Below are 22,244 nucleotides of genomic sequence, written 5' to 3' on the forward strand. Positions count from 1 at the left end.
GGTCCGTCCTTATACGCCAGGCCTCGCCCGGGCGCGAAGCGATAGGAACTTGGGCCAGACAGTACTATGGTCGCCGCCCGTCGATGGACGCTCCGCCGCCCCCGCCTCGAGATCCGCCCGCGTACGTGTACGCGGCCGGTGACATTCACCCGCTCACCGAACGCGAAGAGAAGCTCTGCAAGCGTGCGAGCACGGTGGATTGGCTCTACCTCTCCGCCCTGGTCCTGGCGGACGTGGGGACGGTGTACCTCGACGGGCAGTTCTTCAAAGAGAAGCATCAACCCGGCGTCCGCACCATCGGGCCGATGCTGGTGGGCCTGTCGTGGGGCGCCACCTTGGGGGCGATTTATCCGGCGCTGCCCAAATGCGATCCCAACTGGGTCCGCTACGCACCGCCCGAAGGCGACATTCGTTCGTCGGTGCCCTACGCGCTCTCGATGGCCATCCTCGCCGGGGTCACGGCGCCCATTTTGGTGGGCGTCGAAACGGGGCCGCTCGACGACGATTGGCGAACCAGCGAGCGCGTCCTGCGCGTGGTGCTCTCCGGGGTGACCGGCTTCGCGGGCGCGCTGTTGCCGTATTGGACGGCCATTTCGCCGAAGACGTGGCGCGCGGGGCAGGAGCTCCTCAAGGTACGCGCCTGGGGCGATTCCCAGGGCGCGTACATCGGCTACGGGTTCCGCTTCTAACGTAAAAGCCGATTGAACGGGGCAGATCGACGAATGCCTTGCAGTCGACCAGCGGCAGCGGGACAAGCCCGGCGGGGCCGGCGCCCTAGTCCCTATCCAAGAAGAGGATCGCCAGGCGGAGTGGCGATCCTGGCGTTCCGACCCGACACGTCGCGCCGGTCCCGCCGGTTTCTTCTCGCTGCCGCGGTTCCAGCACCAGGCAGTTTCGAACCTGACACATTCAATCGAATGTTGCCTTAAGCAGGACGCAGGAAGCGCGCGAGGACCTTTTTCTCGCCCCAACCCGGGAAGAATGCGATGACCGCGGGCTCGCCCGCGTTGACGACACTGCGCACTTCGCCCTCGCCGAAGCGTTGATGGTGCACGCGCGACCCGCGTCGAATGGGTCCCGAGGCCCCCTCGCCGCCGCCGTGGTCGTCTTGAAAGAACTCGCGGTCGACGTAGCGCTGTCCCGGCGGCGCACTCGGGGCGGGGCGTGCGGGCATGCTGGGCGCAGAGGGCGCGAGGCCGCTGGTGCGGCGTGACCACGGCATGGGCTGAAGGTCCCGATCCGGCCGATCGATGAAGCGCTGCGGGGTGTTCTTCACCCCGCGCGTCTGCTTGTGAACCACGCCTTCACGGGGCAAATTGCCGATGAAGCGGCTCGGTGTGCCCCAGCGCGTCTTGCCGAAGATCTGCCGCGCGGAGGTGTGCGTGATGAGCAGGTGGCGGCGCGCGCGCGTGATGGCGACGTAGGCGAGGCGGCGCTCTTCCTCCATGTCCTCTTCGCCGCGGTCTTCCATGCTCTTGTACGGGAACATGTCCTCTTCCATGCCCGTGAGAAAGACGTGCTGGAACTCCAGGCCCTTCGCACCGTGCACGGTCATCAACGTGACCCGCGGCTCGTCGCGCATGGAGTCGACGTCCGCCTGCAGCGACACGCGCTCGAGGAAGCCTTCGAGGCTGGGCTTTTCGCCGGCGGCGATCGCCTCCGTTTCGTAGTCGCGGATGGTGCCCACGAGCTCTGCGAGGTTCTCCAGGCGCGCATCGGCCTCCGCCGTGTTGTCGGCGCGCAGGGCCTCGCGGTAGCCGGTGCGCTCGAGGGTCTCGAGGAGCACGTCGCTCGGTGAATCCGTCTCCATCCGCGCGCGCAAATCGCCGAGCAGGTTGCGCAAGCCTCCCAGGCGCTTTTGCGCGGCCGCGGCGATGTCCCGCGCCTCGTCGATCGACTCGAGGGCATCGTTCAGCGATTCGGAGCGCGAGCCCGCGAAGGCCACCAGGCGATCGATGGTCGTGGTGCCGATGCCGCGCGCCGGCGTGTTGATGATGCGCAGCATGTCGACGTCGCTGCGCGGGTTCATCAAGAGGCGCAGGTACGCGAGCGCATCTTTGACCTCCGCGCGCTCGTAGAACTTGGTGCCGCCCACGATTTGGTACGCGAGGTTCGCCGCGCGAAGCGACTCTTCCAAGACGCGCGACTGGGCGTGCACGCGGTAGAAGACGGCCACCTCGCCAAGGTTCGACCCCGCTTCCCGCGCATCGAGGATGCGGCGGGTGACGAAGGCGGCCTCATCGCGCTCGTCGGCGCAGGCGAGCACCTCGATGGGCGGGCCGTCTTCGTTCTCGGTCCACAGCTCCTTCGGCTCGCGGTTGGGCGACGGGGCGATGACGCCGAGCGCACCGCGCACGATGTGGCCCGTGGAGCGGTAGTTCTGCTCGAGTTTGACCACGGTGGCGCCGGGGAAATCGCGCCGGAAGTAGCGGATGTTGCGCACGTCTGCGCCGCGCCAGCGGTAAATCGACTGGTCGTCGTCGCCGACGACGCACACGTTCTGGTGGTCGCGCACGAGGGCGCGCACCAGGCGGTACTGCATGGCGTTGGTGTCTTGGAACTCGTCCACCAACACGTGCGTGAAGCGGCGGCGGATGGCATCGCCCTCGGTTTCGCGCTCGAGCAGGCGGACCATGTGGCCGATGAGATCCTCGAAGTCGACGGCGTTCGCCTCGCGCATCTGCGCTTCGTAGCGGCGAAAGGCCTTGATGACGGCGTCGTCGACGTACGACTCGGCGGTCATCTCGTCGGGGCCTCGGCCTTCCTGCTTTTCCTTGAGGATCTGGTAGAGGACGCTGCGCGGCGGGTAGCGGCGCTCGTCGAGATCCAGTTCGCGCAGGGCGCGCGTGACGACGGCCTTTTGGTCCTGCGTGTCGTAGATGAGAAAATTCCGCGCGAGCCCGATGGCCTCGCCATGGCGCCGCAGGAGGCGCGCGCACGTCGCGTGGAAGGTGCCGACCCAGAGGTCGCGCACGACGTCGGCACCGGCCAGGCCTTCGAGGCGGTGCTTCATCTCGCCGGCGGCCTTGTTGGTGAAGGTGACCGCGAGGATGCGGTAGGGCGCGATCCCTTCGCGGGCGATGAGGTTCGCCACGCGGTAGGTGATGACCCTGGTTTTTCCGCTTCCCGCGCCTGCAAACACGAGGAGCGGCCCGTTCACATGGGCAACGGCCTCGGCCTGCGGCGTGTTGAGTTCGACATCGGAGGACACGGGTGCAGCTTAGTCCAGGATAGGCACGGAGATCACTTGCGTCGATAGACGCTCACGATGGGGACGCCGTCGTGGGTGAGAACGTAGGCCGGGGCCGTGCCGCCGTAGACGACCCAGATCTGGTGATCGACCTCGTTCATGTGCAACTCGTGCTGCACCAGGGAAAACATGGAATCGCCGGGGCTCCACGAGGCCCGCAGATCGCGGCGCATGCGGCCCTCGTCGAGCATGCGCGCCCAGGCATCGCCCGTCGTGTCGTGGATGAAGACGCTCGCGCCGCGCGGCGCATTGGCCTGCAGGTACGGCGCCACGCTCTGGGTGGTGAAGCCCCAAAATTGCCGATTGAGGCCCAAATCCGCGCCGCCGGCGGTGCCACCGACCAGGGGCACGTACGCCGAGAGACCGAACGGATGCGAGTGCACCGTGATGGCCAGCGGCGCCGCGATGCACGCCGCGGCGAGGGCCCACGTGAGCTCGCGCTGCCGTTTCGCGAGGGCGCCCGGCAACGCCGCGACCGCGCGCCCCAGCGCATCGGCCACCACGTCGAATCCTCGCCCGGCGAAGATCGCCAAGAACGGATACGCGGGCATCCAATGCTTCGTGCCGCCGAAGATGGGCGTCTTCGGCAGGAAGAACACAGCCAGCGGCGCCGCGAACGCGAGCAGGAGGAGCAGGTCGGCCTCGCCCGACGTGCCGAGCAGCTTCGCGCGAAGCCGCTTCCAAAGCGCCACCACCCGCTCGCCCGCGCCGAGCGCAAAGAGCAGCAACGTGATGCTCGGCACCGTGGCCAGGATCATCACCGGCGCATAACTCGGCGGCGACGGCGGTCCGAAGTAGTTTTTACCGAGGTATTCGATATTGTAATATTCGTGGTGAACGTGAAAATTGACGTATTCGCGAAGGCGATCGGCCGTATCGCTCCACATCCACGGCCATAGCGCGTAAAAGACGAACGGCCCCACGACGGCCATCGAAATGAGCTCCATCGGGAGCTGCAGCTTTTCGCGTTTTTCCCCTTTTTCCGCGAAGAACGCGCGCCCGTACACCACGAGGGTGTACGGCACGAACACGGCCGGCAGAATCCAGGCATTGTGCTTCGTCTCCAGGGTCAATCCGTAGACGATGCCCGCGGCGAGCGCCCAGCCCAGCGTCTTTTCCTCGACGGAGCGGTAATACACGTACACCGAGAGAAGCCACATGGCCGCGATGGGCATATCGAAGCAGGCCAGGTGCGCGTGAAAGAAGATATGCGGCATGAGCGCCAGAAGCACCGCCGCCATCAGCCCCGCACGCCGCGAATACACGCGCGCGCCGAAGAGGTACGTCACCCAGAGCGAAAGCCCGCCCATGGCCATTCCGGGTAACCGAAAGGCCGTGCTCGCGTCGGCGATGATCTTCCACTTTTGGTGGAGCACGAGCCATGAAATGCCGAAGAGGCTCTTCATCAACGACGGGTGCTCGTGGTTGTAGCCCCACGCGCCGTCGATCGCGCCGCGCTCCATCGCCGCCTTGGGCTGCGAGACCAGAAGCTCGAACCAGCGCGCATAGCTCTGGCCCGCGTGGAAGTAGAAGCTCTCGTCGCGCGGAAAGCCCAGGGAGCGCGCGGTGATGACCAGCCAGATCACGTACGCGAGAAAGAGCACCGCCCCCACGGCGTGGTCGCGCCAGCCGATTGCCTCGGGAAAGCGCGCCCAGGAAAGGCGTTTCGGCTCGTTCGCTGCGGCCTGCGGCCTTAGCGGACCTCGGGGACTCGGTGTCATCGGGTGATCGCCTCGAAGCAGTAGGTGCGGCGGTCGGCGTTGGCGCTGGTGATTTCCACGATGAGATCCGCGGTCTTCCCGGCAAAGTCGGCCGTGGGAAGGTCGAAGCTCTTCCACCCGTCACCGTCGGAGTGGGTCACCTTTGCGATGTGGCTTTCGCCCACCCAGAAGCCGAGATGCACGGGCGCGCGAAGTCGCTCGCGCTCGGCCTCGACGTAGAGGCCATGGTGGCCGTGCAGCATTTCCCCGAACGTGACGCCGTGGAAGACGATGCGCAGCGCCTGGCCATTTCCGGGTGGGGGCGCAAAGATGCATTTGTGCGGGGCGTAGTCCAAATCGGACACCACGCTGATGCCCGCGAAGGTGCCCGGGCAGGTGAACTTCTCCGCCGGGATGGCCGGGCCGAACCCCAGGTTGCCCGATTGCGCCGACCCCCTGCCCCACGCGCAAGGCCGCATCGCGGTGGCCGCCTGGTCTTGCAGCTGGCGGAGCGACACCTCCGCCTCGGGCGGATGGACGAGCTTCAACAAGTCGGTGATGGTCGGCCGGTACGAGGGATTTTCCAGGGTCGTGAGCGTGATGCCGTCGACCTTCTTCGTGGCAACGCGCTTCCACTCGGTGAGCTCGGGCGCGTGTTCGCCGCGGATGGAAACCTCGATGGCGCGCGGGAACCTCTCCACGTCCGCCCAGGCTTCGCGCTCCACGGTGGCCAGGTCGTCGCCGAAAACTTTGCGCCCGACGGGATCCACCCAGCGGGGCGCGAAAAGGACGAGGTCGTCCGGCTTGGCCAGCGCGCGGGTCTCTTCGCGGGCGCGCGCCCAACTGTCCTCGCCAATGACGCTGCGCACCTGCACCACGTGGGCCACGAGCTCGAAAATCGCAATCGCGGGCACCAGCACGAAACCCCACGTCTTCAACTGAGCGCGAATGTCCACGGCCAAGATGGGCCGGGAGCTTACACCGTGCGCGGGTCCTCGTGTAACGTGGGCGCGCCGACATGCGGCGTTTCCCTTCCCTTCTCTCCTTCGTCCGCCTCCCGCGATCGCCCAACACGTGGCTTTGGCTCGCCGTCGCCGTCATCGCCAGCGCACCGGCGTGGATCGTGCGGTACCCGCCGATACAAGATTTGCCGTTCCACCTCGCGGCGATTCGCGTCATCCACGACTTCCACGACGCGCGCTACGGCTTCGACCAGGACTTCGTCCTGACGCTGGGGCGCACGCAGTACGTCTTCTATTACTTGCTGGCGAGCTTGCTCGCCTACGTGCTCGGCGTGGTGAAGGCCAACATCGCGTTGATGTGCGTTTACCTCGGGGGCACGCCGCTGGCCATCCGCGCACTGCTCAAGGCCTTGGGCAAGGACGAACGGCTCGCGCTCTTCGCCGTGCCGCTGCTCGCGAACGTGATGTTCATGTTCGGGCTCCTGCCGTTCTTGCTCGGCATTCCGCTGCTCTTTTTCGGTCTCGCGTTGGCGGTCCGCTATTTCGAGCACCCCACCCCGGCTCGGGGCGCGGGCCTGGCGCTTTTGGTGCTGGCGCTCTTCTATTCCCACTTCTTTCCCTTCGCGCTGTTCGGCCTGGGGTTCGCGCTGATGTTCCCATGGCAGCAGCCGAAACGCTGGCTCATCGCGGGCGCGCCCACGGTGCCGGCGCTCCTCATGGTGGCCCGCTGGACCTTGTTCACCGATGCGGGAAAGCTGACCACGGGCGTCCTCCACCCCACGGAGGCCGATCGCGTGGCGCCGCTCAACTCGGCCATTCCCGGCGCCTACCAATGGCTCACCGACGTATGGCACGACACCAGCGACGAATTGATCCTCGTCTTAGTGGTATGCGCCGCCATCTTGGTCACCGGCCTCGCCCAGGGCGATCGCGATCGCTCCAAACCGGTAGCGCGCGCCTATACGCTTTTGCCCATCTTGTGCATTTTCTTCTATTTCACATTGGGCGAAAAGCACGGCTACATCTGGCTCATTTCGCAGCGCTTTCCCATCTTGTGCCTTTTCGCGGCCATTCCCCTTTTGCGCATGCCGCAAGGCACGCGCGGCTGGGTGGGAACCTCCGTAGCGGCGAGTCTGGCATTGGCTGCGACGATCAACACGTGCAAACACTTCGTCAAATTTCAGCTCGAGGAAGTCGGCGACATCGACCAGGCCCTCGCAGCCATGGAGCCGAAAAAGCGCGTCGCAGCCTTGATTTACGACAAAGGCTCGCAAGTGACCAATTGGGTGCCTTTTCTACATTTCGGCTCGTATTACCAAGTCGAAAAAGGCGGCGTCGTCCAATTCACGTACGCGGGCTATTACCATTGGCCATTCGACTTCCAACCGGGCCATTACCCGCCGCCAGGCGGCCCAGCCCGCGAACGCTGGGAATGGACGCCCGAGCAGGTGCCCGTACGCGGCGAGCTCTATCCGTATTACGATTACGTCCTCACCCGCGGCCAAGGCTTCCATCCTCCACAGGGCACCTTCCACGTCAAATGGCGCGGCGACCGGTGGATGGTGTGGGAGCGGGATCGCTGACCGGTTACGTTAGGTGGTGGCCGAGCCAGTGGGCGCTGGCGCCGACGAAGGACAGGGCCATGTCGCGCGCCGTGTGGCGGTGGGCGGCGAAGTGGCGAATGCCGGTGCGCAAGGGGGAGCCGTGGCTGCCGACGATGAAGCGCTCGGCGGGGGCGCGGAGATCGCCGAAGAACAAGGGGAGCATGCGCGTGCGTTTGCGCAGATCCCAACCGAGGCGCGAGCGGCGCACGGCGTCGGTCCAATGGGTGAGGAGCGTGCGCCCGGCGAGAACGTCGGCGATGAAGGGGCCGGCCAAGGCGCCGTACTCGATGGCTTGGGCGATGCCCTCGCCCGTGACGGGGTCGATGCCCGCCGCCTCGCCCACGAGCATCATCTGGCGCGTGGCGAGCGGAAGGTCCGGCTCGTAGCCACGCTCGGCGAAGCGCTTTTGACGGTAGCGTGACAAGTCGAGGCCCATGCCGGCCAAGCGCGCACCGAATCGGGCCGCGAGATCCACGGGCCGCTCGTCGAGCAAAATGCGGTAGATGCCGCGGCACTGGAGCGGCTGGCCGTCGACCACCGTGGGAAAGTCCCAGTAGTAGCCGGTGAACGAATGATCGGTGAGGTCGAAGTGAATCACCGAGCGCTCGAGATCGCTCGCGACGGACTCCGTATCGATTTCGAGAACTTGCGCGCGGTAGCGCCCCGCCCCGTGCCCCATGGCCTTGCGCACCGTGCTTCCGACGCCGTCGGCGCCGACGACCACGCGCGCACCGTATTCGCCACGGGAGGTCGCCACGCGAACGCCGCGCGTCGCACGCGTTTCCGCGGCGTGGATCGCATCGACCCGCGCATTCTCGACGATGGTCACCCCGCGTTGTGCCGCGATGTTGGCGAGGGCGTGGTCGAATTCCACGCGACGGACCACCCGACCAATGGGGCCGACGCATTCTTTTCGTCCGCCGCCGATACCGGCAAAAGAGATGCCCTCGAGGGGTACCGATGGGACATCCGGCATGGCGTCGAGTTCGCCAAGGATCTTTTCCCCACGGCCGCCCAACGCCCCGGCACAGTATTTTTCACGCGGGTAAGAAGCCTTTTCCAGCAGCGCGATCGAACGGGTGGGATCCGCCTTGGCGAGGGCGATCGCCGTGGTGGTGCCGGCGGGCCCACCCCCCACGATGACCACATCGAATTCGGCGCGCATGCCGCTCTCTTACAACAAGTCCAGGCACAATCGCGCGGGGGTCGTGGTTTAACTCTGGATGCAATGGCTCGCGCGGGTAGATAAGCGTGGGTGGGGCGAGGGACGTGCCATGGGGCCGGTGCAACGGGTGGGGGATCGCGGAGCTCTCGGTTGGACCTCGCGTTACAGCGTGTTGGTCCTCGCGTCGTTTGCCATCGTGGTGGCCTGTTTCGGCGCCTCGACCTTGTATTCGGATCTGCGGCTGCAAAACGTAGCCGTGCAGTCCGAGGATCTCTCGCACAATTCACTGCCGAGCGTCGTGCACTTGGCCGAGATCCGCACCACGCTCCACGACCTCGATGAAGTGACGGAAGATGCCCTTTCGCCGCCGCACCGCGGCTCGGTGCCCATCGAACGCACCCTGGCGTCGCTCCGCAAATCGCGCACGCTCTACGAGGCCATTCCCTCGTACAAAGGCGAGCGGCTCATGTGGCAACCCATTCGGGTGGGGCTTGAGGCGATCGAGAAGCACGCCGAGGCCCTCGCCGCCAAGCTCCACACGGGCGAGGCCGACACGTCGTTTCTGCGAACCGCGCGTTCGGATCTGCGTGAGGAGGTCGGCCGCGTCGATGCAGCGCTGCGCCAACTCGTCGAGTTCAATGCGGTGCAGGGAAGCATGGTCACCTCGCAGCTCGACGACGAACGGCGGCGCATTCGTCTCGTGGGATTCACCCTGGATGGGGTCAGCCTGGTGGTCTCGATTGCGCTGGCGGTGCTCGCGGCGCGGGCGGTGAAGAAATATACCGGGCTGGTCGAGCGGCGCGCCGAAGAATTGGAAAGCTTCGCCAACCGCGTCGCCCACGATGTACGCGGGCCGCTTACGCCGGCGTTGGGCGCGCTGGAAATCGCGCGCAAAAAGCTGACCGACGAGCACGAGCTGGCGCCGGTGCTCGATCGCGGCGTACGCAGCGTGCGGCTCGTGGAGAGCATCGTCGACGGGCTGCTCGCCTTCGCGCGCGCGGGTGCGCAGCCGGAAGCCGGCGCCTACGCGGATTTCCGCGGCGCCGTGGAGGAGGTCATCAGCGAGTGCCAGGCGTACGCAGCCGCGCGCAAGGTGGATCTGCGCGCGGAGCCGGTGCCGGATGTCGCCGTGCGCTGCGCGCCAGGCCTGCTCGCCAGTGTGCTTTCGAACCTGGTGCGCAACGCCATCAAGTACATCGGCGACGGAAAAGAAGGGAATCTCGGCCCGGCGGAAGTCCTCGTCCAGGTCATCATGCAGGGCGACATCGTCCGCTGCGAGGTGGTCGACAACGGCCCGGGCATCCCGCCAGCCATGCAACGGGCGATTTTCCTTCCCCACGTGCGCCTCGATCGGCGCGCCAACGGGCTTGGCCTCGGCCTTGCCACCGTCGATCGCGTGGTGCGCGCGCACGGCGGCCAGGTGGGCGTTTTGCCCAACCCCAAAGGGCAGGGCTCCGTCTTTTGGTTCGAGCTCCCCCAAGCCACGGATCTCGCGATGGTCCGATGACAAGACGGGCAAGCTGTATTAGGAAGCGTCACCACGTATGGCTCGATCCACGACACGCAATAGCTCGTCTCTCTCGGATCAAGGCGAGGCACGCATCGGCAGCAGCGCGAAGGTGCATGGCCGCATCGCGGGCGAGGGAGATCTCACCGTCGAAGGACGTGTCGAAGGCGACATCGTCCTGCGCGGGCAACTGACCATCGCAGAAGGCGGGACGGTCTCCGCCGAAACGGTGGAGGCGGACGAGGTCACGGTCTCCGGCGTTCTCGAGGGCGAGCTTCGCGTCCGCGGGCCCGTGCGGGCACTCGCGGGCTCGCGCGTGCGCGGCAACGTGACGGGCGGCAGCCTCGCGTTGGAAGAAGGGGCCGAGTTCGCGGGGAGGGTCGACATCGAGTTCGAACTTCCCGCGGAGCTCGAATCAGCGCCAGCGGCCCGGGGCGGCCGCCGCTAAGGCAAAGACGTTTTGGTGAAGGACGAGGACGACATGGCGAGCACGATCATCGGCGCAGGGATCACGATCGAGGGAGAGATCACCACGGACGACGACGTCGTCGTGCAGGGCACCGTTCGCGGCAAGCTCACGGCGAAGGACTCCGTCACCGTCGAATCGGGCGCGGTGGTCGAGGCCGACATCTCGGGTGGTCCGCTGGCGGTGGCCGGCTCCATCACGGGGAACATCCAGTCGAGCGATCGGGTCGATCTGCAACCGGGTGCACGGGTCGTCGGCAACGTGAAGGCCACCCGCATCACCATCGCCGACGGCGCCCAGTTCAAGGGCAACGTCGACATGGACGTGTGAGGATAGAATGGCTGAAACCACCGTAATTGGACGAAGCTCCTACATCCGGGGGCGCATCACCGGCGCCGCGGATCTGGAAATTGCGGGTCACGTCGAGGGCACCATCGAGGTGTCGGGCGAGCTGGTCATCGTGGCCGAGGGCCGCGTGGCCGCCGAGGTGAGCGCAACGCGCATCGTCGTCCGCGGCGCCGTCAAAGGCGATCTCACGGCGACGGAAGCCATCGTGCTGGAAGACGGCGCCCGCGTCGTCGGTGACGTGCGCGCACCGCGCATCGCCATCGCGCAGGGAGCTCTGCTCCGCGGCTACGTGCAAACGTCGGGAACCGCCGCGGCTTCCGCGTCCACGCGGACGCAGCCCGCAGCAGCCGCAACGCCCGCGCCCCGCGCGACGAACCACGTCCGCGCCCAGGCCACGCCGGCCCCGCAGGCCGCCACCGCGCCCCGCACGCAAGCGGCGCCGCGTGCGCAAGCCGCAACGCCGGCACGCGCCGCAACGCCCACGCCTGCCCCGGTCCGCGCGACGGATGGGCGCGCCGCCCCGGCGCCTGCACGCGCACCGGCGAACCACACGCCGGCTCCGAGAACGGCGCCGCAGCAAGCTGGCCCTGGAGCGCAGCGCAACCACACGCCCAAGGCGCCGCCGGCTCCCACCGTTCCCGTGCTGAAGAAGGGCGCGCGGGGCACCTTGCAGAAGAAGCGCGCGTGATGTCGCCCTGGCAGCGCCTCCTCGAGCTGCTGAAGCAGCACTCCTACCGCAAGCAGCGCGTCGTGCTGGCTTCCGGCAAGGAGAGCGACTTCTTCATCGACTGCAAGCAGACGGTGCTCAGCGCCGAAGGGCACACGCTCACGGGCGAGCTGCTCTTCGAAGCCGTGCGCGGCATGCCCGGCGGGGCCGATGCCGTCGCCGGGGTCGAACTCGGGGGCTGCCCGCTCGCCAGCGCCGTCGCGCTCACGAGCTTCCAGCGCGGCGCCCCGCTCGACGCCATCTACGTGCGCAAAGAAGTGAAGGACCACGGCAGCCGCCGCACCTTGGAGGGCGACGTTCGCCTTGCCAAAGGCGCGCGCATCGCCCTTCTGGAAGACGTGATCACCACGGGTGGCTCCACGTTGAAAGCCGTGGCCAAGCTCACCGACGCCGGCTACGCAGTGGCCGGCGTCATCGTCCTCGTCGACCGCCTCGAGGGCGGCCGGGAGGCCATCGAAGGCGCCGGCCTCTCGGTGCGCAGCATCTTCACGCGCACCGATTTCCCCGCCTAATTCGGCAACGTCCCAATCGTCGCCGGCGGATCCGACGTGATCGCCGGCGTGCCGCCGCATGACGCGGCCACGTTGATGACGACGCGCCCAATGGAGCCGCCACCACCGCCGTCGCCCCCGGCGTATCCACTCCCCGTCACGGTACCGGGACCACCCGCTTGCGGCGCGCGCGCGCCGGTCCCGCCTGCGCCGGCCGGTCCGCAACCATCGAAGGTGCCGCCCGGGCCGACGACGCAACCGCCGAGACCGCCGTTGCCACCGATGGCGGAGAGCCGGCCGCTGCCAGTCACCTCGGCGGCTTCGACGACGACGGTGCCCCCACTGCCGCCGCCACCACCGCCCGACGCCCCAGCACCGCTCTTACTCCCGCCGGACCAGCCGTCCCCACCGCTCGCGGCGATGCTACCTGCCAGGTGCAAGGTGCCGCACGACGCGATCTGCACGGCGCCCCCGCCCCGGCCTCCTTCGCCGCCGCGGTCGAACCCATCGTGCCCCTCCCCTCCACCCGATCCACCCACGAGCTGTGCACCGCTCGTCGGACCATAGGCAGCTCCGGGCGCACCACCGCGGCCGCCGGGCGCGCCCTCGGTGACGTGCCCTGCTCCGGACCCCGTCAAGTATCCGCCGCCACCACTCCCATCGGGCGCACCCGCTCCGTTGCGCTCTCCATCGCCTTGCGCATGGATCGCGCCCGCGCCCTCCACGGTGAACGAAGTCGTCGCGACGATGGCCACCGCCCGCGTCGAAGGCGGCGGTGAACTGAAGGGATCTGGCCGGGAAGCCCCTTGCAGAGCCAGGAAGCCGGCCACCGTCACCTTCGAAAATTTGTACACGCAAATATCGTGCAGCCCGTCCCCCTGCGACACGATGGCGTCGCACGGCACCTCGTCGCCAAGCATGGCCGACGTGCCCGCGGCCACGTTGAAATCCTTCGTGCCCGGTGTGCTGCAGATGTCCGCCGGCAAATTCGAGAACTTCGTCGCCGCTGCCGTCGTTGCGTGTTCGACCGAACCGCGCGATTCGTCCAGCGGTGTCGTGTTCTGCGTTGGTGCGCCACCATCGGCCGAACACCCCACGAGCGCGTGAAATCCCAGCAAGCAGACGATCTGAAGCTTCATCCCTTCACCTCCAGAAGAGTATTGGGAGAGGCTCGACGGATCCGTCAGCCGATCAGGTCAGAATCCCTTTTTGTGCCGCCACCGGCGGGGGCTGTTCCTCGCCAATCAGGCGGCGCAAATTGCGCTCGATGTTCGTCGAGATGGCGTGCAGCGACAGATCGTTGATGTCGAGCCCGAAGGGTTGCTCGATCTCTTGGCCGATGGCATCGAGCCCGAAGAACGCGTACGAGATGCCCAGCACCACCACGGGCGTGGCCCACCCGATGGTCTCGTCGAGACCGAAGGGCAGCAAGGTGCAGTAGCCCGCGACGATGCGGTGCATGAGCACCGTGTACGAGTACGGGATGGGCGTCGACTTGATGCGCTCGCACGCGCCCTGGATGTCCGTGAGCGAGACCAGCGACTGCTCGAAGATGGTCACGTGGTACGGGTGCACCCAGTTTCGACGGCGGGCAAGGGCCATCATTTCGCCCATGCGCTGCAAGATCGCGAGCGGCACGTTGTCCTCGTCGGACACGCGCTCGTACTCGCCTGGCGGGAGGGTCTCTTGCAGCATTTCCCCCGGATCGGAGTCGCGCAGATGATGCCGGAGCGCGTGCACGTACCCGATGAGCATGTGCACCAAGCGGCGCACGAACGCGTCGATCTCCTCTGCATCCCCCGGCTCCTGCGGCTCGAGCAAGGTGAGCGCCTGCCGCGTGAAGCTGCGCGACGTGTTCACCAACGCGCCCCAGAGCTTACGGCCTTCCCAGAAGCGGTCGTACGCCGCACTGTTGCGAAACCCGAGGAAGATGCTGAGCGCCAACCCGATCAGCGTGAACGGGACGGGCGTGATCGGATAATGCAGGACGTCGACCTCGCGGTGCAGAATCGTCACCACCACGCTGATCAGCGCCACCGCGAGAACGCGCCGCCAAATGCGAGGCAGTGCGAATCCACCGAAAAGAACGGTACCGACCCAGGAGCTCTTGCGTTCGACCCACATGCGCGAGGGCCAGGCTAGCCAGCCTAGGAGCAACAGTCGATTGGAGGTCTCAAGTTTTGACCCGACGTGATGCTGGAACCGCGGCAGCGAGACGAACCGGTCGCAGACTGAGGAATCGATGGCAGATGAGGCCTACGAAGGCCCCCGGCCTTCGTGAAACCGGCGAGCCCGGCGCGATGTGTGGTCCAGAAAATCCGGATCGCCATCGGTTTGGCGATCCCGGGCATGAAACAGGCTCATGGCGCCGGCCTCGCCGGGGTTGTCTCGCTGCCGCGGTTTAACTGCAAGGCACTTGCGTGTCTGCGGCGATCCATCAACGAGGCGCCTAATACCGCGGGAGCAACACGGTAAACGTGGTTCCCGTGTCGCGATCGCTGGTAACCTCGATGGAGCCGCCGTGGGCGCGCACGATTTCCTGCGCAATGTAGAGCCCAAGACCGAGCCCCCGCGGCGCTCGCTCCGCCGCACGCGCCCGACCGCCACGTCGGTATGGGCTGAAGATCATGCCGCGGTCGCTCTCCGGAATCGGCGGCCCGTAGTTGGTGATGGCCACTTCGACGTGCGCGCCCTCTTCGACCATGACCACGAAAATGGGCTCGTCACTCTTGCCGTACGTGACGGCGTTTCCGAGCAAATTTTGAAACACTTGTGTGATCCGATCGGGATCCCAATGGCCGCGACCCTCGCCATCGACGGCCAGCTGGATCTTCCGCCTCGGGTTGACCGTTGCGATCTCGTCGACGAGGTGCCGCATCAACTCGTGCAAATCGAGCGGCTTGCGCGCAATGGGGATACCGCCGCCCTGTCGCCCGCGGGCGAAGTCGAGCAGATCGCGGATCATGCGGTCCATGCGATCGGACGAGCGCGCGATGCGGCGCACCAACTCGCCCGTGTCGCGCTGCAACCCCTGCTTCGAGAGCGTCTCGGACGCGAAGCTGACGACGGACAGCGGCTGGCGCAGATCGTGGCCCAGCATCCCCACGAACCGCTCGCGGAAGTCGGCTTCGCGACGCCGCTCGGTGATGTCGAGCACCGTGCCGATGAATCGCTCCGCGCGACCGTGCTCGTCGAAGAACACCTTGCCCTGGCAGGAGACCCACTTTTCTTCGCCGCCGTTCAAACCGATGGCGCGGTACTCGATGTGGTACGTGCCACCGCTGCGTGGATCCATCGTGTGCTGGACGATGGCGTCGACCCGCGTGCGATCCTCGGGGTGGATGCCGTTGACGAAGGCCTCGTAGGAGGCCTCGCGGTGGCGCGGCAGCCCCCAAAGCTCTTTGCAGCGCGCGTCCCAGGTAAGCTCGCCCGTTTGCGGACGGAACTCCCACGTGCCGACTTGCGCGGCCTCCAGCGCGAGCCGCATGCGATCTTCGTCTTCATCCCGAAGCGCCCGCTGCATGCTCGCGACGCGGTGGATCTCCGTCGTGATCTCGGCAACGGCCTGATCGATCTCGTGGTGAACGAATTCGATCGTGTGCGACGACAACTTGATCCCCGCGCGCGCGACCACCCGCAGCATCGTGCTGCGGAGAAGCGAGAGCTCGCGGACGGCTTCGGCGAGGGTGCACCCTTCGATGAACCGGGCGCTGGGAATGAGCACCTCGCCCGAGACTTCCTCCCCCGCGAAGATGATGCGATCGATGAGGTTCGGAACGAAGCGCGCGAGCGCAGGCTCGGTGCGGATGAAACCGAGCTCGTGGGCAGCGGTGCGAACGCGTCGTTTCCACTCGTCGACGATTTCGCCTTTGACGTGCTGAAGAAGCCTGCCCTCTCCCCGCCCGTCTCCGTAAGGAAACGGGAGCTGCCGGGGCCCCGGTGGAGTCATCCATTGCAACCTGGCTCCGGGGGACCCCAACCGGAAGCCTTAAAAATTCATTTTCAAGCGAGCAGAAGCTCGAGCAGCGCCTTCGACGTGTGCAGGCGATTCTCCGCCTCGTCGAAGATGGCCGACTGCGGGCTCTCGATGACCTCGCCCGTGATCTCCTCGCCGCGGTGTGCGGGCAAACAATGGAGCACGATGGCGGACGGAGCCGCTTTGCCGAGCAGCGCCGAGTCCAATTGGTAGCTGCCGAGCACACGAAGCCGAATCGCGCTCTCCGCCTCTTGGCCCATGCTCGTCCACACGTCGGTCGACACCACGTCGGCGCCCTGCGCCGCTTCGCGCGGATCGGTCAGCACGTGAACGCGTGCGCCCGCGCCCACCGTCGTGAGGAACGACGCCGGCGGGGCGTACTCCTTGGGTGCACCGATGCGCAGCTCGAAGCCGAAAATGCGCGCAGCCTCGATCCACGAGAGCGCCATGTTCGACGCGCCGTCGCCGACCCACGCCACCTTGCGGCCTTCGAGCGAGCCATGGCGCTCGATCACCGTGAACAGGTCGGCCAGAAGCTGCACGGGGTGGCCGCCCTCGGAGAGGCCATTGATCACCGGCACGCTCGAGGCGCGCGCCAAGGTGCGAAGGCGGTCGTCGCCGGAGGTGCGGAACACGATGGCGTCGGCGTAGCGCGCAATGACGCGCGACGTATCGTCGATCGGCTCGCCGCGGACGATTTGGCTCTCGCCCGGCGTCAAGGTGATCGCGTGCCCGCCGAGCTGGTGGATCGCGGCCTCGAACGAGAGGCGCGTGCGCGTGGAGTTCTTCTCGAGCAGAACGGCCAAGGTCCGCCCGGCCAAGGTCTGGTGCGTCTTGCGCGCACGTCGATCGGCCTTGAGCACCGCGGCGCGCGCGAAGAGCTGATCGAGCTCCTGGCGGGTCAGATCGCCAAGCTGGAGGAAATCACGCTTCGTCGTCATAGGGGAGCCTCTCGCAATTGGGCAAATAGGGTCGCAACACGCGGGATCGCCTCCACGCGTGCTTTCGTTCGCGTGACGACCGCACGCAAAGACTCGAGCTGCTCGCGCACCGAATCGGGCCCCGTTCCGCCGGGGCTCGTCTTGCGCGCGACGGCGCCGCGGATGCGCGCGGCCAAGAGCACCTCATCATCGAGACGCGCGTCGATGGCCTGGGCCATCTCGGTGGTGACGTGGGCGAGCGGCACGCGCGCATCCTGGCACGCCCGCACCAAGGTGCCGGCGAGCTGGTAGGCGGTGCGGAACGGAAGGCCCTTCTGCACGAGCGCTTCGGCGATGTCGGTCGCCTGGGTGGCGTCTTGCTCCACGGCCTGCAGGCATCGCATCTTGTCGAAGGTGACGCGCGAGAGGCCGAGCTCGAGGATGTCCAGCACGCTGCGAACGAGCGGCCCGGTGGCGAGGATCGGCCCGCGGTCCTCTTGCAGGTCGCGGTTGTAGCCGCTGGGCAGCCCCTTCATGTCGACGAGCAAGGTGACCAGGTTGCCGATGCCGGCACCGCTCTTGGCGCGCACCAGTTCGAACAGATCCGGGTTGCGCTTTTGCGGCATCATGCTCGACCCGCAGGCGATGGCGCCATCGAGGCGAACGAAGCCGAATTCGGGCGAGGCGAAGTCGACGAAGTCGGTGGCGATGCGGCTCGTGTGCACGAGCAGGCGCGAGGCGGCGTAGGCATAGTCGAGCGCGAAATCGCGGTCGCCGACGGTGTCGAGCCCGTTCGTGGTGATGCGCTCGAACGCGAGCAGATCCCGCACCAGCACCCGGTCGATGGGAAGCGACGTGCCCGCGATGGCGCCCACGCCCAGCGGCGAGGCGTCGGTCTGCTGCAGCACGAAGGAGAAGGCGTCGATGTCGCGGGCCAGCATGGCGCCGTAGGCCGCGAACAAATACGACAGCGTGATGGGCATCGCGCGCTGCCGGTGCGTGTACGACGGTAGAATCGTGGACGACTCGACCTCGGCGCGCTCCAAGATGGCGCTCAAAAGCTTGGTGAGCGACGTGAAGATCTCCGCGCACTGCTCGCGCACGTAGAGGTGCAGATCCAGCGCGACCTGGTCGTTGCGCGAGCGCGCCGCGTGCAGTGCACCGGCGGTGGGACCGAGCTTGCTGGTGAGCAGCGACTCGACGGCCATGTGCACGTCTTCCTCGTCGGGAAGCTGCAAGGTGCCCGCCTGCACGGCGTCCCAGATACTCACGAGCCCCTCGCGGATGGCCCGCGCCTGATCCTGCGGCACGATGCCACGGCGCGAGAGCATGGTGAGGTGCGCGAGGCTTCCCAGGAGATCTTCCCGGATCAAGGCGCGATCGAGCGAGAGTGAACTCGTGAACGCGAGGACTTCCGGCAAGAGCGTGGGCCCGCCGGCGGCAGCCGTTTTGGCAATCATCGCTACTGCATTCCTTTCTTCCAGACCGAAATCAACCCCTTGACCAACTTGGCCGGGGCCACGCCCCGTGCGGGCGCGAGAAATATCGTGTCATCCCCGGCGATGGTGCCGAGCAGCTCGCTCAGCTTGGCGGCGTCCAGCGCGCGCGCCACCGCGGAGGCGGCGCCGGGGAGCGTGTGCACCACCACGAGCCCATCACCCGCGGCGATGTGGGTGACCATGTCGCGCACCCGCTCGAGGTCTCCGCCGCGCGGGGCGGCCATGGGAAACCCCTCGATCTCGTACACCATGCCGCCTTCGGCCAAGGTCACGCGGCGGGCCCGCAGCCGCGCGAGATCGCGCGAGAGGGTCGCCTGCGTGACGTCGAACCCGAGCTTCGCGACCCGCTCGCGAAGCTCTTCTTGCGTGCCGATTTGCTCCGTCCGGATCAAATGCCGGATCGCTTCGCGCCGGGAGAGCGATTCATTTGGACGCACTGGCCCCATGGCTCTCTCCCACTTCGTCCACGTGCAAAATGGTTCCGACGCCCTTCTCGGTGAAGAGCTCCGCGATGATCGAGTGCGGGGTGCGCCCGTCGATCACGTGCACGTTCTTGGTGGCCCCCGATTGGAGCACCTGCAAAATCGACTCGGATTTGACGGCCATGCCGCCCTTGACCGTGCCGCTCTTCATCTTGGCCCGAAGCTCGGACGCGGACAGTTCGCTCAGCAGCTCGCCGTTCTCGAGGATGCCTGCCACGTCGGACAGGTAAATGAGCTTCTCGGCTTTGACGGCGACCGCCACACCTGCCGCCACGATGTCGGCGTTCAGGTTGTAGCTGTGGCCATCCTGCCCCAGGCCCACCGGCGAGATGACCGGGATGTAGCCCTGATCGAGCATCAAATTGAGCAGGCTGGCGTTGACCTCCACGAGCTCGCCCACGTGGCCCAGATCGGGCCCGTTCGGTTTGACGAGCTTCTTCGCCTTGAGCAGCGCGCCGTCCTTGCCCGACAAGCCGACCGCGCTCCCGCCGGTGCGATTGAGCAAGGTCACGAGCTCGGTGTTGATGGATCCGGTGAGGACCATCTCGACGACCTTCAGATCCGCCGCCGAGGTGACGCGCATCCCATCGATGAACTCGGGCGTGCCCGACCCGTGGCGCTCGAGGGCGCGCGTGATGTCCGGCCCGCCGCCATGCACCACGATGGGGCGCAGGCCGACGGCGCGCAGGAGCAGAATGTCCTGGCAGAACGAGTGCTTCAGCGACTCCTTGGTCATCGCGGCGCCGCCGTATTTCACGACGCAGCGCTGGCCTTTGAAGCGCTCGATGTAGCCGAGCGCCTCGACCAACAGCGAGACCTTGAAGGCCGGGCTGTAGTTCGAGAAGCGATCGTCCTTGGCCACCCCGCCCGAGGGCGTCTCGATGATGAGCGAGGTGTAGTCCGCGTTGATCTTCACGTAGTCGTACGAGAGATCGCAGCCCCAGGCGACGCCGCTTTCCTTGCCCGCCGCGAGGTCGACCTCGATGAGCACCTCGGGCTCGCGCATCTTCGCCTTGAGCAGCTCACGGTGCTCGAAGACGTCGCCCGCGCGGTACACGGTCACGCCCTGGATGCGCACCGTCGCGAGATCCGGCCGCACGTCGGTGATGCCGAGCGTGCCGGTGTGGGCTCCGACGGTGGCGAGCACGCGGCCCCAGTTGGGATCGGCGCCGAAGATGGCCGACTTCACCAGCGGCGAGCCCGCGATCTTCTTGGCGATGTCGCGCGCCAGCTCCACGGTGGGTGACTCGTGGATGCGCACCTCGATGCGCTTCGTCGCCCCCTCGCCGTCGGCGGCGATCTCGCGCGCGAGCTCTTGGCAGATGCTCTCCACCGCGACGGCGAAGCGCTCGTAGTCGGCTCCGGGCTCCTCGATGGGGCGGTTTTTCGCAGCACCGTTGGCGAGGAAAAACACGACGTCGTTGGTGCTCATGTCGCAGTCGACGGTGAGCTGGTTGAACGAGGTGACCGACGCGCGGCGCAACGCCATCTGCAGGAGCTTCGCCTGGATGGCGCAGTCGGTGACGATGACCCCGATCATGGTCGCCAGCGCGGGGGCGATCATCCCCGAGCCCTTGCAGATGGCCGAGATGGTGACCTCGGTGCCATCGAAGTCCAAGGTGCGGCTGGCCATCTTCATGCGCGTGTCGGTGGTGAGGATCGCCTCGGCGGCGGCCTCGGGCTCGTCACCCAGGGTCTCGACCAAGCGCGGCGCGGCGGCCACGATCTTGTCCACCGGAAGGCGCACGCCGATGACGCCCGTCGACGCCGAGAGCACCGCCGATGCGGGAATGCCCAACGCCGCGCCGATGGTCTCGTTCACCTTTTGCACGGCTTCGAGACCGGCCGGGCCGGTGAGCGCGTTGGCATTGCCGCTGTTGATCACCACGGCCTGCACCGCGGACGCGGGCAGGCGCGCTTCGGCATCCACCACCGGGGCCGCCTTGGCGGCGTTTTGCGTGAAGACCGCCGCGGCTTGCGCCGGCACCGTGCTGAACACCAGCGCGAGGTCCTTCTTCTTCGGCTTGATGCCCGAGCCGAGGCCCGAGAACTTGAACCCGATGGGGCTTTTCACGTGTGAAATCTCCGGAGCTGCGTGAGGCCGGCGTCCTCATCGCAACCCAGTACGAGGTTGAGATTCTGGACGGCTTGCCCGGCCGCCCCCTTCAGCAGGTTGTCGATCGCGGAAACGACGACCACGCGGCCCAGCGTCTTCGCTTCGCACGCGACGCCGATGACGCATCGGTTCGTTCCCACGACTTGCTTCAGCGACACGTCGTTCGGCGAGCGCACCACCGTGACGAAAGGTTCGTTCGCGTACGCCTTGCTCAGCGCCGCGGTCAAATCGGCCGACGAGGCCTGCACCGCCAGACGCGCATACGCCGTGCTCAAGATGCCGCGCGAAAGCGGTACGAGGTGCGGCGTGAACGTCAGATCGATGGGCCCGCCCGCGGCATCCACCCGCCGCTGCAGCGTCTGCGCCATCTCCGGCGTGTGCTGATGCGCCAGCACGCGGTAGGCGCGCACGTCTTGGTCGATGGCCACGAAGCCGTATTCTTCGGTGCTCTTACGCCCCGCGCCGGTGACGCCCGAAACGGCGCTCACCACCAGATCGGTGCGTGCGATGAGTCCTTGCTCGAGCAGCGGCGCCAAGGCCAATGCGGCGCACGTGGCGTAGCAACCGGGGTTGGCGACGAGCTTCGCGTCCACCACTTCGTCCCGGAAAAACTCGGGCAGACCGTAGGCGCCCACGGCCACGTCGACCTTGGAGCTCTCCACGTCCTTGCCGTAATGGGCGCGCGCGACGCCAGCGTCGGTGAGGCGAAAGGCACCCGAGAGATCGATGACTTTGCACCCCGCCGCGAGCAGCCCGGGGGCGACCTTGGCCGATACTTCGGCGGGCGTGGCGAGTAGGACGACGGCGCATTCCTTCGCGCGCTCCGAGGCTTCGTCGAAGGACGCGTAGACGCGCTCGCCCGCCCTTCCCGAGATGGCGAGGTGCTGGGCCACGGAGTCGCCCACCCAGCGATCGCTCGACACGACCTCCAGGCGAGCGCGCGGGTGGTGCGCGAGCAAATAGGTCAGCTCGATGCCGGCGTAGCCGGAGCCTCCGAGAACGGCAATGGGCGCAGTATGCATAGGAGGCGC

General features: G+C 67.0%; 19 protein-coding genes and 1 pseudogene. 8 read left to right on the forward strand and 12 right to left on the reverse strand.

The annotated features are described in order from the left end of the window. Positions 1-83: 83 nt before the first annotated feature. A complete protein-coding gene (locus LVJ94_45860; protein WXB04219.1) occupies positions 84-689 on the forward strand; it encodes a hypothetical protein in 606 nt (201 codons plus the stop codon). A gap of 236 nt (positions 690-925) precedes the next feature. Here LVJ94_45860 and LVJ94_45865 read toward each other — a convergent pair whose 3' ends face one another. From LVJ94_45865 to LVJ94_45875, 3 genes are read right to left on the reverse strand one after another with little or no spacing between them, the layout of a single operon-like run. Then, positions 926-3,211, reverse strand: coding sequence for a DUF2067 family protein (locus tag LVJ94_45865; protein ID WXB04220.1), 2,286 nt, complete (start codon positions 3,209-3,211; stop codon positions 926-928). 32 nt (positions 3,212-3,243) lie between these two features. After that, the gene (locus tag LVJ94_45870; protein WXB04221.1) at positions 3,244-4,971 is read right to left on the reverse strand and encodes a glycosyltransferase family 39 protein; all 1,728 of its coding nucleotides are present in this window, start codon (positions 4,969-4,971) and stop codon (positions 3,244-3,246) included. Continuing rightward, complete coding sequence (locus LVJ94_45875; protein ID WXB04222.1) at positions 4,968-5,906, reverse strand: hypothetical protein; 939 nt, start codon at positions 5,904-5,906, stop codon at positions 4,968-4,970. The genes LVJ94_45870 and LVJ94_45875 overlap by 4 nt, the downstream gene beginning before the upstream one ends. A 62-nt stretch (positions 5,907-5,968) precedes the next feature. On the opposite strand from LVJ94_45875, the gene LVJ94_45880 reads away from it, so the two are divergent. After that, on the forward strand, positions 5,969-7,495 hold the full coding sequence (locus tag LVJ94_45880) for a hypothetical protein (GenBank protein WXB04223.1): 1,527 nt from the start codon (positions 5,969-5,971) through the stop codon (positions 7,493-7,495). Positions 7,496-7,499: 4 nt separating this feature from the next. On the opposite strand, the gene LVJ94_45885 is transcribed toward LVJ94_45880, so the two are convergent. Further along, positions 7,500-8,681, reverse strand: coding sequence for an NAD(P)/FAD-dependent oxidoreductase (locus LVJ94_45885; protein WXB04224.1), 1,182 nt, complete (start codon positions 8,679-8,681; stop codon positions 7,500-7,502). 109 nt (positions 8,682-8,790) lie between these two features. Between LVJ94_45885 and LVJ94_45890 the strand changes: the two genes are divergently transcribed. Genes LVJ94_45890 through pyrE form a run of 5 tightly spaced genes read left to right on the forward strand, consistent with a single transcriptional unit; the run spans position 8,791 to position 12,241 of the window. Then, complete coding sequence (locus tag LVJ94_45890) at positions 8,791-10,188, forward strand: HAMP domain-containing histidine kinase (GenBank protein WXB04225.1); 1,398 nt, start codon at positions 8,791-8,793, stop codon at positions 10,186-10,188. 37 nt (positions 10,189-10,225) lie between these two features. Next, entirely contained in the window at positions 10,226-10,636 is a 411-nt protein-coding gene (locus LVJ94_45895) for a polymer-forming cytoskeletal protein (GenBank protein ID WXB04226.1), read from the forward strand. Between the two features lie 33 nt (positions 10,637-10,669). Further along, positions 10,670-10,984: a polymer-forming cytoskeletal protein gene (locus tag LVJ94_45900; GenBank protein WXB04227.1), complete on the forward strand. Its 315-nt coding sequence runs from the start codon at positions 10,670-10,672 to the stop codon at positions 10,982-10,984. 7 nt (positions 10,985-10,991) lie between these two features. Next, entirely contained in the window at positions 10,992-11,690 is a 699-nt protein-coding gene (locus LVJ94_45905; protein ID WXB04228.1) for a polymer-forming cytoskeletal protein, read from the forward strand. Continuing rightward, positions 11,690-12,241: an orotate phosphoribosyltransferase gene (gene pyrE / locus LVJ94_45910; GenBank protein ID WXB10808.1), complete on the forward strand. Its 552-nt coding sequence runs from the start codon at positions 11,690-11,692 to the stop codon at positions 12,239-12,241. The genes LVJ94_45905 and pyrE overlap by 1 nt, the downstream gene beginning before the upstream one ends. Here pyrE and LVJ94_45915 read toward each other — a convergent pair. After that, positions 12,238-12,684: a hypothetical protein gene (locus LVJ94_45915; protein WXB04229.1), complete on the reverse strand. Its 447-nt coding sequence runs from the start codon at positions 12,682-12,684 to the stop codon at positions 12,238-12,240. The two genes, pyrE and LVJ94_45915, sit on opposite strands and share 4 nt — an antisense overlap. Positions 12,685-12,688: 4 nt before the next feature. On the opposite strand from LVJ94_45915, the pseudogene LVJ94_45920 reads away from it, so the two are divergent. After that, positions 12,689-12,883 (forward strand): annotated as a pseudogene (locus tag LVJ94_45920) (FHA domain-containing protein). Between the two features lie 528 nt (positions 12,884-13,411). Here the strand turns inward: LVJ94_45920 and LVJ94_45925 are convergent. From LVJ94_45925 to argC, 7 genes are all read right to left on the reverse strand, one after another. Then, positions 13,412-14,344: a bestrophin gene (locus LVJ94_45925; protein WXB04230.1), complete on the reverse strand. Its 933-nt coding sequence runs from the start codon at positions 14,342-14,344 to the stop codon at positions 13,412-13,414. Positions 14,345-14,669: 325 nt separating this feature from the next. Further along, positions 14,670-16,169: an ATP-binding protein gene (locus LVJ94_45930; GenBank protein WXB04231.1), complete on the reverse strand. Its 1,500-nt coding sequence runs from the start codon at positions 16,167-16,169 to the stop codon at positions 14,670-14,672. A 53-nt stretch (positions 16,170-16,222) separates the two neighbouring features. Then, positions 16,223-17,137, reverse strand: a complete 915-nt coding sequence (gene argF / locus LVJ94_45935) for an ornithine carbamoyltransferase (protein WXB04232.1) — start codon at positions 17,135-17,137, stop codon at positions 16,223-16,225. Beyond that, entirely contained in the window at positions 17,134-18,576 is a 1,443-nt protein-coding gene (gene argH, locus LVJ94_45940; protein WXB04233.1) for an argininosuccinate lyase, read from the reverse strand. Before argH ends, argF begins: the two co-directional genes overlap by 4 nt. 2 nt (positions 18,577-18,578) lie before the next feature. Continuing rightward, on the reverse strand, positions 18,579-19,061 hold the full coding sequence (locus LVJ94_45945; protein WXB04234.1) for an arginine repressor: 483 nt from the start codon (positions 19,059-19,061) through the stop codon (positions 18,579-18,581). Beyond that, on the reverse strand, positions 19,039-21,171 hold the full coding sequence (gene argJ, locus LVJ94_45950) for a bifunctional glutamate N-acetyltransferase/amino-acid acetyltransferase ArgJ (protein WXB04235.1): 2,133 nt from the start codon (positions 21,169-21,171) through the stop codon (positions 19,039-19,041). The genes LVJ94_45945 and argJ overlap by 23 nt, the downstream gene beginning before the upstream one ends. Continuing rightward, on the reverse strand, positions 21,168-22,235 hold the full coding sequence (argC, locus tag LVJ94_45955; GenBank protein WXB04236.1) for an N-acetyl-gamma-glutamyl-phosphate reductase: 1,068 nt from the start codon (positions 22,233-22,235) through the stop codon (positions 21,168-21,170). The genes argJ and argC overlap by 4 nt, the downstream gene beginning before the upstream one ends. Positions 22,236-22,244: the final 9 nt, after the last annotated feature.

The sequence above is a fragment of the Sorangiineae bacterium MSr11367 genome, from assembly GCA_037157805.1.
Lineage (GTDB): Bacteria > Myxococcota_A > Polyangia > Polyangiales > Polyangiaceae > Pendulispora > Pendulispora rubella.